Origin of the sequence: Pantoea sp. Morm (assembly GCF_016643525.1) — a bacterium.
Taxonomy (GTDB): Bacteria; Pseudomonadota; Gammaproteobacteria; order Enterobacterales; family Enterobacteriaceae; genus Pantoea; species Pantoea dispersa.
In genome coordinates this window covers 63,962-76,850 of sequence record NZ_VOQX01000015.1, presented here as the reverse complement: position 1 = coordinate 76,850, position 12,889 = coordinate 63,962, and the positions used below count along the sequence as shown (strand labels likewise).

Here is a 12,889-nt window from a genome sequence, read left to right as displayed (position 1 = left end):
TGATGGCGTCGACTATAAAGAAGTTTCAACACTCTCTGCTGGCCAGCGCTGCACAGTAATACTATCTATAGTTTTACAGCACTCTGAAAGAATACTGATAATTGATCAACCTGAAGACCACTTAGATAATGCGTTTGTGGCTAATACAATAATAAAAACGTTAAATGGCCGTAAAGGACTCGGGCAAATAATTTTGTCTACTCATAATGCTAATATCCCTGTTTTGGGAGAGGCGGACTTGGTAATTGAGTTGACTTCTGATGGAAGAAATGGGTTTGTACAGGTAAATAAACCTCTTAATCATCCTGAGGCCGTAAACGCTATTACAAATGTAATGGAGGGTGGTTCAATTGCGTTTGCCACTAGAGCAAAGTTTTACGAAGATAATTCGCTGTGATGGATCGTGAGCAAGCAATTACCTCACTTATGAGCACTTCAGTAGATGAACGACTCGAGGCTGCACGCTTTTTCACCAAGGCTGCGGAGGCAACTGATGCGACTAGGTTGATGCTAGCACTTTCAAAAGAAAATGTTAGATGGGTGAAGAGAGCGCTTGAACGCGCTCTTGAAAAATTACAGGTTGGGCCACCAAAACAAGAGATTAGCGAAGCGGCCACAGAAGAATATGTCATGGATACCAATTCGGATCGGCTCCTTAAAGATCTCCGGGCGCAGGCGGTAGACGAAGTTTCCAGAACAATTCTGCATGAGTTTGCTCCGCTAATAGGGTCTCTCCGTCTAGTTGCTGCAATGGAGTTCGACGCTTATGAAACCTCACGAACCAAACATTGTGTAGAACGTCTGAGTGGTCTACTAGACGCTGTCGGAAAGTTAAAAAAAGCGGCAGCTACTCCGTCGTTTAGTGAGTTCGATCTCTCAGAGCTTATTACGGAATGTATTGCAGTTCTGAATATTAGTCATGAAAACATAGTGTTACGGGTTGCCGGTATCAAGCCTTATATGGTCAAAGCGGATCGGGATTCGTTAGGATTAGCTATAGATAATGGAATCCGGAATGCGGTCGAAGCAGTTAGTGAATTTTCAAGACTCAACCCAGCAGAAATTTTAATAAACTGGGGGCCTGCCGGAGCTGAAAACTGGCTTGTCATTCTTGATTGCGGACCAGGATTTGCGGGAAATCCTGAGGAAGCGTTGAAGCTTGGAGTATCAAATAAGGATGGACATTTCGGTTATGGGCTAGCTACTGCACAGCTGTCAATGCGCTCTATGGAAGGAGACGTTTACGTCTCAAACAAAGCCGAAGGTGGAGCACGTTTCGAATTAAGATGGTATAGGGATTATGCAAATATTATTCGTTGAAGATAACTCATCTTACGCAGACACACTTGTTTCTGCTGTAAAAGACAAATTTCCTGAGATAGCTTGGGATATTGTCGATAACTCTAGTTCAGCAGAAGCTCTTTTAGATAAAAATTATTACGATCTTATTATTCTCGATCTTTGTATGCCAAGTGTACCGTCCGGGCTTGAGAAAGACGTACAGAATGGGCAACAGCTTTTTTACTATGTGCAGCGGTTAATGCCAGGCACCCCTATTTATATTCTGACTGGTTCCGAACTAGATAGCTTCGCTACGAACCTTTTAAGACACGGAGAAAGGATTAAACTTTGGGGGGCAGCAAGAGAATTCTCTACCGTTCTATATTTTAGAAAAGATGAAACCCTAGAGATGATGAAGGAGTTGTCAGATATTTATAACGAGATAATATCCTTAAACGCTATAGTTATAAATACCCGAGGTAAAGAGATAGAGTTTGGAAGAGGACAAGAGCGAGCACTGCAAAGCTTTGTGCGAAGCATGGGGGGATTTGATGGGGTCTACTACCCATTGAGTGGACTATCTGGCTCGTTGGTCGGCAGAATCGAAGTGCGCAATGATCGTTTTAATATAATAGGTGTATTTGTAGCCAAGTTGGGATTGTCATCAAAGATCCACAAAGAAAATGAATCATATGCGCGGCATGTTAGACTTATGCCTATGAATACATTTACACCTTTATTACTTAGTATGGACAAGGGGCTTAGGGAGTATAACGCGATATTCTATACTCTCGCCGAGGGTTATAAAGAAACCTTATTTGATGTTGTCCGGGTTGATCCATGTAAGGCCGTTGATGTGATTAAAAAGGTTCGCAATAGCATGGAGCGTTGGTCCACCGCGCGAAAAGTTTCAAGAGTTAAAATCGGTGAGGTTAGAAAGGCTAAGTTAAATGATGCTAATTTTAATAAACTAGCTACTCAGTATGGCATCGAAGAGATAAAGGATATTGAGGACATTTTTGTAAATATTTCAGAATCGTGCATTCACGGAGATCTACATGGTGGTAATGTCCTTGTTGATCAGGCTGGAACTCCGGTCTTAATTGATTTTGGTGATGTAGGTTTTAATTATACGGGCCTCGATCCAATAACCTTAGAGATGAGCCTTATTTTCCACCCTGACTGTGTAGCGTCAGAAATTTCTAATGAGATACGCTCCTCCATAAACAATTGGCCGAACATTGATCGGTATTGCCAAGATAATCCTTTTAGAGAAGTGATTAAGTACTGTCGAGACTGGGCTTACGACATAAGTGGTGACGATAAATCTGTGTTAGCTGCCGGCTACGCATTCGCAGTGAGGCAGTTAAAATACGACACAGTAAGCGCTGATGAGACTATTGTGCTTATAAAGCGAATTGTTGACGCTATTCAAATTAGGAGCTAGGCTGGATATAAAAATCATTGACAAACATATGGCTGTTTTCATTTTCAGGCATCCATTGCCTTTAACTATCCGTGACTTTGAAAACTTATTAGGGGCGATGCGCCCCTTAGATTTATTTCCTTTGAGCATGCGCCATAACACCTTCTCTACAAAGTCGCTTTAGATCATTGGTTCGCGTTAATAGCTAACAATCTCATGCGTGCGGTGACTTACTCCCTGTTGATTCATACATAACGCTGTAAGCAATGTCCTCAGATCGCTTGGCGTACGACCTGGAGCGACCGCATGAAGGGTTGGATATGGCGGTACCGGCATCAAGCTATCAGCCCTCTTCACGATAGTACAACGGCAGCATCATCCTGCCGGAATATGATGCGGGCATGCTGGTCAGAAAGGTGGAAAGCAACGGGAAGCTGAGTGCGGACAAAGCGTTCAGAGGAGAACCGGTCGGGCTGAGAGAAACACAGGAAGCGGGTTGTTATGACGTATGGTGATACACCACAAAAGGGGGGGATCGACCTGAAGAAAAAGTCGATCACCACGGGTAAGGGTATTAAAAAGTGTTCACCATGTCTCCGAACACCTGTCTACCATGTCTCCGGATTGTACAACAGGTGGGGGAGGAACGCCGAGAATCGCTCCCCGTTCAGGTGTTTCGTCAAGTACGGCCTATCCCCTTTCCGTTTAGGCGAATAAACCGGTTGCATTAATCATACATCTCGCAGGAACGCTACGGTATCATCTGCGATAAGATGGATTAGTTGTCTTGGACAAACTTAAGCGCATAAATTTTCTCCATGCACTCTTTAAATACTGAAAAATCAGTCATTAGATATTCCTCAAAAAGATCCTCATCGTTTTTTGACTTAAATCCACCGTATCGACCAGGCATAAAATACAGCTCAATATGATGTGTGCTTATATTTACCACTTTTGCGTAGTCAAAGGTTCCAATATCAACCATCCCATACTGATTAGGTTTGGCAGGGCACTTAAAATAATCCGTTGCATCCAAAATGGTGACGTTTAATTTTTTAAGTGAAAGATCATCAAAATCATAATCAATTGATACTGCACATACCTGATTTTTATGAATGGGAAATTGTTTTTTTATGTTGCTGAAGAATGCTTTTTTGATTTCTTTTTTGAAATCAATATATGCATCAAGTAGCCCTATTGATTTAAGATTGCTAACAATTTCTTTATGTTGCCTGCATGCATCAAAAAAGTCTTCATTATCCAGCTCATCGGGTAATGGAATGTTCCACCCATAACCCGTATGGCATTTGAACGCTATCTCGTCAACGATGTGCACTGCATTCATAGGTTCATGTTCCACGGCGAGTTGAGATAAAAGTTCATAGACCTCCTCAACGTCTGCCATAGCTTTTTGCACCGTTTTTTTATAATTAAAAAATGATGTTGGAAGATCACCATACCAGTTGCTTATATCTTCTTTATAGACAGGCTCAATACCTTCTAAATCCGCTCTCACTGAGGGTAAGGCCCAGGAAAGAAAAATACGGTTGGATTTGAAATCCGCGAGAGACAAGGCGTGCTCTATTCTGTCCAATGCCCGGGTTTTATTTTTGACAATGAACCCCCCGGTTAATATTTTAGGAAACGATATTCTGTATTTGTCACTGCCTTGAATGTTGCTTAATGGAAAGTTTTTAACTATTTCTTCTGATGTGATTAAGAAAGTGCTTTCGTCGTTTTCTTCTCCACTGTGGCAAAGAAGAAAAAAGTCAATTCTGGGTTCGTGTTTTTCATTTACGACATATTCTTTATGAATATAATGCGTTGTTGCTTCTGTACCATAAAATTTAACCTGAATGACGCCCAGTTTTGGGGCCTGGGAATCAAGAATATTTTTTCCACTAAGCCGTCTTTGAATAATGAAGTCTGCGCCATCTATATCCACAGAACGCTCTAATACCCAGAATCGATTGAGTAAAAATGCTTTAGCTCGGGCTTCACCGATAGCGCCATTCTGCATTGCTTTAAGCCAAGGAGGTTGGTTACTGTTCACGCTTAACCTTTTCAATAATGATTTACACGCGCTGCTCACGTCCGTCTAGGATAACACGTCAGACACTCTTATTTCCGATTGTAGTGGCACACTGAATTTGATCACCTGAACAGAGGTATTGGACTGACCCCACCCCGGTAGACGATCCTGCCCTATAGTCGATTTTATCGCTTCCAGGAACCTGCTACAGCTGCTACATGTAGCAGGTTGTAGCAAGGTACCGAGACAGACTATAGAAATTTCACTGAGAAATGAATCAATTATGTTAATTGACTGGGTGAGGTAATTACCTCACCCAGAGTGTCATTATCAGGCTAATCCGCTTAAGCGGGGACACTGGCTTGTGCCAAAGTTGCGGTAACTGCTGTGAACATTCTTTGTTCTAGTTTTCGCCAGATACGCCAGTCGAATCAGGAAATCCCAGTAGACTGGGCTACGATCCAAGGCGTCGAATCGGCTAAACCTATAAACAGCATTGGGAGGGAATTCAGCTAATGTTGCGTAATCTACGTAAGCAAGCCCTACAGCACTGCACCAGGCTTTCTGTATCCGGGTAGCCATGTTATCACCATTGCGGTCTTTGTAATTGCCAAGATACCTATAGACATCTCCGTTGAACAACAACATTAGGTGATAATGGGGATGTTCGCTTGTATCACATTCCCTACACCACCCATAAGATGGTAACGCAGGATTACCCGGTCTACTGGACCGGTTATGATCCGCTCGTAACTGGCTTTTCAGTGACTCGGAGAAGCGAGTTATTGCCTGCGCATCTATACGCTGAAAGCACAGTGGTAGATCAGGTTCTCCCAGTACATGGGACTGAGCAAACCTCGTGTCAGTCCGAATAGCCAGTATCCGGTTATACTCCTCCAGCGTGTTATAGACCATGTTTAGTAATGCAATCAGTATATTAAAGTCAATAGGTGATTTATACCTACTTGATGCTATCGCTGCCAAGTCATCAATTTCTTCACTGCTAAGTTCATATAGTGATTCCATAATAATCCTTAAGTTTGTAAATAATAATCTTTGGATAATGGGTAGCCCTCACGCTACCCATGTGATATTGGATATAACTCCTGTATAGGAGTTATTGCTCTTGATGATTACTGATATAGGAGTGGGTTATTGATAAAGGTATATTACATATACCAGTTCAAACCCATTAATTGCCCTCCCTAATAATTTAAACTGAAGCCGCAGCGTTACTGGTCTTAAGAACAAAAAAACATTAATAAGAAAGACTTCAGTTACTCTGAAGTTATTCAGGTAAACGTAGTTTATTCATCGCAACTGAACCTGAGTTTATTAACGGGATATTAGTTCTTTCAGCTAATTCGGCTGGTTCCATTTTAGAACCAATGAACTTGACATAATTAATCCCACCTCGCTCAAATAATTGTACTATTCCTTCAGATTCAAGTTTTTCTAAAGCAGGCATCAGACTTTCAGAACGCCTGGCTGAATATGGGCCTTTTTTAATGAGATCATTCCTCCTGAAATCGTAAGAACCATTACTAACAAGATGATCCTCCATGAACCATACCAATTTTTCTGTAGTTGTAGGCTCTCGGGTCGTATCAACCTTAGTGATAAGATGATTAATAATCCATTGTGTTATTTTAGTAGCTGATTCTAATGTCTCCTTAGTAATTATTGGCAAGTCGGGTGTAATAAACATTTGCATTACTGCTGCGATTCTCGTAGCTTGTTCCATAATTCTGGAACCGAAATCATCATAGTGATGCAACTCCTTTCCTTTTTGCATGAGTTTCCTGATTCGTTTACTTTGTGTATCCCATAACGCTTTCGCCTCTTCAAATAAAGTAATACAGATACGTTCTTCATTTTTTTCTCTACGCTCTATCCCGTCTTGCAAATGCTTAACGAGAATAGAGAAAAAACCATCAAGTCCTGGTTCATCAGACCATGAACACGCATCAGGAATGTCGCATAGTTCAGGAACTTGCTCCAGATCAATCAATAATAAACGGGCTAAAAACCCCTGAGTCTTTTGCAATTTTCCCCTGTTTTCCAAGATAGTAATCAAATAAACTAGGTTGCATCATTAGCAGCATGCTTAGCCGCGCGTCATCAACATCATAACTGTCACGTGAAGCCCTACTGTCTGCAATTCTCCCTTCCCCCCAAATAGAGTTGAGTGCTGGTGTGTTGCGGAATAGGTTACCGTCAAATAGCCCTCCAGCTTCATCAGAACCGAGCATCAATGAAGGAGAACCCAATGCTAATGCCTTTATAAGTCCCTCAATTGTTGAATCATGAATAATAAGACGCTGCCTCACGGGCTCTACTGGCTCTCTTCCTTGGCATTCCTCCAGTGCTTTGAGAGCTTCGAACTCTTCAGCGGCATCAGCTTTGTTGAATTTCTTGTTAAGCTTTTTTAATTCAGCTTTCCAGGCTACTCGTTTCCATTCATAAAGCATTTTCTCAACCAGAAAGTCATCTTTCAGCCCTTTCTCGAGTCGATAGATTGTTTCCATCAACATTTTGAATACTGTTGATTTCCTGCTACCAGACCTTGCTAAAAGCATGAGATAAAGCGATGTAAAGGTTCTCCCATTTTTAAGCTGAACATCAAATTTATCCTGGCAGGCATATGCCATGGCTCCAAGCGATACTATTAAAATAAGCTCAGCCGCAGCGCCTGTTTTATAATGTATATAACTGATCAACCGTTGTGCAAAAGTGGGTAGCGTCTGAAACTCCAAGCAGAGATCTGCATTTTGCCTTGATTTTTTTCCTTTAGACATACATGTTAAATCCCCTCTAGTATTACAAAAAAATTAAATAGTTTTGGAGGAGATCCACTCATCTAAAGAAATGAATCTCCATCCTACCAATGAAAACCAAAATTTGATGGGCCTAGGGCCGTTTTCATCGTAATATTTCAATGAAAGTTAAATTCTTTATGAATGTTTAATATCAACCACCTTGTAATGATTGTAAGTAATTTCTAACATCATCTAAAAGCCAATAGTTTCTATTGTTTATACTGAGTGGCCTGACCAAACCGAAAGGGAGTCGATCATTACATAACCACATTCTAATCGTTTGAGGTTTACGCTTTAGCAAATTGGCTAGTTCAGTCGTAGATACTAAGGAAAAATTATCTAGATCTGATGATTGCAATATCGTAGATTGATTCATGCTGCCACCTCTGTAAAAGAGTTATTGGCAAATGAATTAAAGTTGAAAGTTAGCTGAAAAAAACAAGAAGGGAAGAGAGAACTATAAGCACTAGCAGGTTCGGGATCACTTCCATCGCTAGAACCAGAAGACAAAGAATTTTTAGCCGATCTGGTGGTGCTTCGACGTGACCTTGCTGTCGAGCCTGAATGTGGCGTACAGCGAGAAATTACATTCTGAAATGCAACGCTGAGCGACTTAACTTTTACGTGTTTCCGATGAATAGCCTGATTCATTGCATGAAGAGCGACTTTCTTGTAATGATTTTTAAACCATTGATCGATTAGTTGCGCATTAGCTGATGGTGTATGGTGTTGGATTTCAAAATTCGCATTATGTAATCCCAACATGTTCGCCAAAATCTCTTGGTCATCGCCTATGCCGCTGGTGCTAGTCTTTAGATCAAACATTCTGATACATCTCCTTTGTGGTTGAGGTTATGAGTCGATTGTCATCGAAGTTTATATGCCTGTCAACCAATTTGAAATAATGTAAGTTATTGATAATTAAGGGCATCAACGCAAATCAACGTTCTCATTTTTACTGATTTTGGCTTGTTCTAAGATCCACGTCTCAATTTTTTCATGCCATTTACGCAACAAATCCAATGGACGCCGTCGGTAATGTTTTTCGGCAAGAGCACTAGGCTTATGACCCATAATCTGCGCAACTATGCCAGTTGGCACTTCGACCCATTCGGCAAGTGTACCAAAACTACGACGTAATCCATGCAGGCTGATGTGTGGTAATTCAGCCTTAGCTAAGGCTCGATTGTGTGCTGAACGCGGTTCTATAATTTTACCGCTTTTGCTCTTACTCCTGAAAACCCAACCCTCCTTATTTACTTCAGAGTTTGGGGCTTGCGCCATTGTACTTAACAGGTCAGAAACATAAGGAGTGAGGGGAATGATTCGCTCGCCCTCGATCTTGTCTTTAATTCGCATGCTTGACCATTTGAAATCTACGTCAGACCAGCGAAGTGACGCAATTTCTTCGCGTCGCGCTCCGGTGAGTAAAAGCACCTGAAGGTAAGCTGATGCAACAGTGTTATTGAGTTGACGTATTGCCTGAAACCAATTTTTTAACTGTTCTTTTTGTAAGCAATCTCCCGCTTTACTCGCTGATACTGGAACCATTTTTCTCACGTTATGATCTTGTGCAAGATCGCCATGGATTATTCCCTGATATTTTTTCTGGTAATTAACCCATTTGATAAATGCACGCAACAGACGGTAGGCATGAGCAGTGACGGTAGGCCGATTTTGTCTTTCTGTACTTAGCCATGCGGCAATGTTTTCTGATGTTAATTCCGATAACGGTAGGTCGAGCAAGCTAGCCAATGGTCCAGCCGAGGTTGGGCCCCGGCCTCTTTTTTTACTTTCGCCTCCACGGCTGGACAAGTTCACGTGATCGGCAATATAGCGTGCAGAGTAAGGACGTTTAGTTTTTGCGCTGATTCCGGTTCTCAATTCTTGAAGATAATCTTCCCAAGCGCTTGAGAAGGTTACCTTCGTTTTACGAGATTCAGCCTGCTGTGATTCCGCTTCAGCAATTTTTTCTGCTTTAGCTATACGCGGATCTATCCCAGTATCGATTAATGTCTGCAGGCGCCTGGCTTCAGTTCTGGCATCATCAATCCTCCAATCGTTAATGTTGCCAATGGTCATGCGAAGGGTTTTTCCCGCATATACGCTTTGGAACACAAAAGCTTTTGTTCCGCGAGTTGCCCGGCATGCCAGAGTTGTTACATCCGCATCCCAAAGAAATGCTTGGTTTTTCCCTTCGGTTAAAGCAAATTTTCGAATGCGCTCGAAGGTGAGTTTTTGTCTTGGAAGTGCCATTTTAGGGCTCCATATGAGAAAGGTTACATCACCATAATGTAACGGCTGGTGTAAGTAAAATGGGGGAATAAACATCAACACCTGTTAATTTTTATCAACAGGTGATTTTTATAACTTAATGTTTTATAATGAATTACTTGTTTTAAGAATAGGTTTTTAAAGGGGTAAAAATATAATAACGTCGCATTCGTAATGCGAAGGTCGCAGGTTCGACTCCTGTTTCCGGCACCAGTTAAATCAATCCCTTATCTAATATTGTTACTGTCCCGATTCAGCCTGTGTGACAGATTTGAGACCGAAGCATCCATAAGCTTGTCGATTTTTTTGCGTGCGCAGAAAGGCGATGGGCGTTGGATGTGCGTACCCGCTATCTATACAGTATGGTAAAGTGACCGCGCCTTTATTCAGGCCTGAGATTGCGGAAAGTCATTCCTGTAAGTGTTGTTACGCTGTAAACAAAATGGCCACAATTAATAATCTGTTTTAGCGATTTAATTACAAATCCATCAGGATAATGCTTACCGTCCAGAATGATCTTTCTTTAAGCCATTTTAATGACTCTAATAAGGCGGTTAAACTCAACGCCATTCGGCTAAAGAAAAGACCGCCCCGATAGAACAGAAGACAGCTTTGACATAACCGTGAAATTGAGGATGATATGGAAATAACAAAGAAATTTATTTTAGATGGATTAGCCAGGTTTGATCTCAGCAATCTTCCCGGCAGACCTTTTGATAATGCATTTGAGCTTTTAGCGGCTCCTCCAGCCAGAAAGCGTCTTATCATGCTGGGATTCAATGGCTCGGCGGTGGATGCTCACATATCAAATGCAAACTCGATAATTAAAGATTATGAAGAACCCGATGTTTCAAACGTGGAAAAAGGAACGCAGGGATCGTGGGGAATTACCCATTTGGCCAGACGCTTACAGCAAATTCCAGCCAGTCTGGGTTATAACTGGCAGGATGTGGTTTACACCAATGCTTTGATGATGTGTTCCGAAAACGCAGCATCCTTAAAACAGGAAGCCATCAAACATAATCAGACAATGGAAGAGCTGATAAAAAACTCAATGTCTTTTTTTGAGGAAGTAACACTGGCAATGTGTCATCCGGAGTTGATTATTGCTCACAGCAACGGGCTGTCATCACTCTCTGCTGCAAGCCTGTTACTGAAGCATTTTGGCGATAAAGATACATTGATGTATTCCCATCCAAAGGGTTATTTCACAACGTTTGGTTTCGTCGGGCGATTCAACGATAAATCTGTTCCTGTTGTTTGCGTTCGACACATGTCGAGATTTAAACCTCAGGAGGAGTATATTAAAGCCGCGATTTCTCAAATGCATGAACTGGTGCAGGCTGAAATGCGATCAGCCTGAGATGGCGCAGGACGATTACTACCTTCGTATTTCATGGTAATAAAATTTTGGATCGCCCTGGCGTCTGCCATAGAAAAATACTCACTTGAGAAGATCGGGACAGTGCCAATATAGAGAGAGGAACAGGGCTCTGGCATTACTCCCTGCGCCGCAGTGCTATTCACTGCAGCGCTCACCTCATCCTTAACCAGCAATCAGCGCCCTTGGTTCCAGAAACGCGCTGATACCCGCCTGACCCATCTCCCGGCCTATGCCAGAGTGGCGGAAACCGCCGAACGGCGCGCGCGGTTCGTGAGCCAGCGTGTTGATCATCACGCGGCCGGCGATCAGCTGTTCTCCCACGTTGCGCGCATGCTGTTCATCCGCACCGATCACCAGTGCCGACAGGCCGTAATCGCTGTCGTTGGCCATGGCGATGGCTTCGGCTTCATCGCGGTAGGTCAGGATGCTCAGCACCGGGCCAAAAATCTCTTCGCGCGCCAGCGGCATTTCATTGGTGACATCGCTGAACAGCGTCGGGCGGATATACCAGCCGTGGTGCAGCCCGTCCGGGCGGCCGCTGCCGCCGGTCAGCAGGCGCGCGCCCTGTTGTTCGCCAAGCGCAATATAGTGCTGCACGCGCTGCCACTGTTTCTCGTTGACCATCGGCCCAATGGTGGTGCGCGCGTCAGCCGGATCGCCGGAGACCTCCGCAGCGACTGCCGCCGTCAGCGCCTGTTCGAACTCGGCCTTGCGCTGCTCCGGCACCAGAATGCGCGTGCCGGCAATACAGGCCTGGCCGCTGTTGATAAAGCCAGCCTGAACCGCCAGCCCGGCCGCCTGCGCGGCATCGGCATCCGGCAAAATCAGCGTCGGTGATTTACCGCCCAGCTCCAGCGTGACGCGTTTGAAGGTGTCGGCAGCGCTGCGCAAAATCGCTTTGCCGGTGGCGGTCGAGCCGGTGAAGGAGATTTTTGCCACCTGCGGACTGCGGCTCAGGGCTTCACCGACGCTGGCACCGCGTCCGGTGACGATATTAAACACCCCCGCAGGCAAACCGGCGGTGTGCAGCGCCCTGGTGATCACCTGGGTCTGCAACAGGCTGAACTCGCTGGGTTTGATCACGGCGGTACAGCCTGCGGCAATCGCGGTCGCCAGTTTGTGGCAGATAAAGCCCGCGTTGCTGTTCCATGGCGTGATCAGGCCGGCAACGCCGAGCGGCAGCATTTGCACCTGCGCGCGACCTGCCTGTTGTACAAACGGATAGCGTTTCAGCTCTTCAATTACCTGCAGAATTACGTCAGCCGGATAGCGGCTCATCCACTCGGAGCGTGCGGTGGGCGCACCGTATTCCTCAAGGATCGCCGCGTGCAGCTCACTTTCGGCTCCGTTAACCGCATGGTACATCTGTTCCAGCAGGGTGATGCGCTGCGCCACCGTGGTCGCGGCGAAGGCGGGAAACGCCGCCGCGGCTGCCGCAATTGCGCGTTCAGCATCCTGCGCATTGGCCAGACGCGCTTTACCGATTACGCTGCCGTCGGCAGGTTTGATAATATCCAGCCATTCATCGCCGTCAGGAGTGACAAACTGGCCGTTGATATAGATGTGTTCAATCATGTGCATGGCTATGCTCCTTTGCATGTTGCGTGGCGGCAAAATAGCACGCACCACCGGCGGCGATAATCCGCCTCCGCCTGCAAAGGGTATTGCGCGAA

Annotated in this window: 10 protein-coding genes and 2 pseudogenes; 5 read left to right on the top strand and 7 right to left on the bottom strand. The window is 44.2% G+C overall.

Translation table 11 applies throughout. The annotated features are described in order from the left end of the window. From FT726_RS07915 to FT726_RS07900, 4 genes and pseudogenes are all read left to right on the top strand, one after another. A pseudogene (locus FT726_RS07915) lies at window positions 1–397 on the top strand (hypothetical protein); the annotation flags it as partial. Then, window positions 397–1,320, top strand: coding sequence for an ATP-binding protein (locus tag FT726_RS07910; RefSeq protein WP_346302653.1), 924 nt, complete (start codon window positions 397–399; stop codon window positions 1,318–1,320). The pseudogene FT726_RS07915 and the gene FT726_RS07910, both read left to right, overlap by 1 nt. Next, complete coding sequence (locus tag FT726_RS07905; protein WP_346302651.1) at window positions 1,301–2,728, top strand: response regulator; 1,428 nt, start codon at window positions 1,301–1,303, stop codon at window positions 2,726–2,728. The genes FT726_RS07910 and FT726_RS07905 overlap by 20 nt, the downstream gene beginning before the upstream one ends. Window positions 2,729–2,985: 257 nt before the next feature. After that, window positions 2,986–3,280: pseudogene (locus FT726_RS07900) on the top strand (IS481 family transposase); the annotation flags it as partial. A gap of 205 nt (window positions 3,281–3,485) precedes the next feature. Here the strand turns inward: FT726_RS07900 and FT726_RS07895 are convergent. From FT726_RS07895 to FT726_RS07870, 6 genes are all read right to left on the bottom strand, one after another. Further along, a complete protein-coding gene (locus FT726_RS07895) occupies window positions 3,486–4,760 on the bottom strand; it encodes a hypothetical protein (protein ID WP_346302650.1) in 1,275 nt (424 codons plus the stop codon). A gap of 309 nt (window positions 4,761–5,069) precedes the next feature. Beyond that, window positions 5,070–5,765 carry an inovirus Gp2 family protein gene (locus tag FT726_RS07890; RefSeq protein WP_407075054.1) on the bottom strand — a complete coding sequence of 232 codons (696 nt, stop codon included), beginning with the start codon at window positions 5,763–5,765 and terminating at the stop codon, window positions 5,070–5,072. 262 nt (window positions 5,766–6,027) lie between these two features. Further along, window positions 6,028–6,786: a DUF3987 domain-containing protein gene (locus tag FT726_RS07885; RefSeq protein ID WP_346302649.1), complete on the bottom strand. Its 759-nt coding sequence runs from the start codon at window positions 6,784–6,786 to the stop codon at window positions 6,028–6,030. Beyond that, complete coding sequence (locus tag FT726_RS07880) at window positions 6,743–7,537, bottom strand: DUF3987 domain-containing protein (protein WP_346302648.1); 795 nt, start codon at window positions 7,535–7,537, stop codon at window positions 6,743–6,745. The genes FT726_RS07885 and FT726_RS07880 overlap by 44 nt, the downstream gene beginning before the upstream one ends. A 393-nt stretch (window positions 7,538–7,930) precedes the next feature. Next, window positions 7,931–8,383, bottom strand: a complete 453-nt coding sequence (locus FT726_RS07875) for a hypothetical protein (protein WP_346302647.1) — start codon at window positions 8,381–8,383, stop codon at window positions 7,931–7,933. 105 nt (window positions 8,384–8,488) lie between these two features. After that, on the bottom strand, window positions 8,489–9,889 hold the full coding sequence (locus FT726_RS07870; protein ID WP_346302646.1) for an integrase family protein: 1,401 nt from the start codon (window positions 9,887–9,889) through the stop codon (window positions 8,489–8,491). A 583-nt stretch (window positions 9,890–10,472) separates the two neighbouring features. Here FT726_RS07870 and FT726_RS07865 point away from each other — a divergent pair. After that, a complete protein-coding gene (locus tag FT726_RS07865; RefSeq protein WP_150361744.1) occupies window positions 10,473–11,195 on the top strand; it encodes a hypothetical protein in 723 nt (240 codons plus the stop codon). Between the two features lie 183 nt (window positions 11,196–11,378). Here FT726_RS07865 and FT726_RS07860 read toward each other — a convergent pair whose 3' ends face one another. Beyond that, window positions 11,379–12,797: an aldehyde dehydrogenase family protein gene (locus FT726_RS07860; RefSeq protein WP_166719891.1), complete on the bottom strand. Its 1,419-nt coding sequence runs from the start codon at window positions 12,795–12,797 to the stop codon at window positions 11,379–11,381. Between the last annotated feature and the right edge of the window lie 92 nt (window positions 12,798–12,889).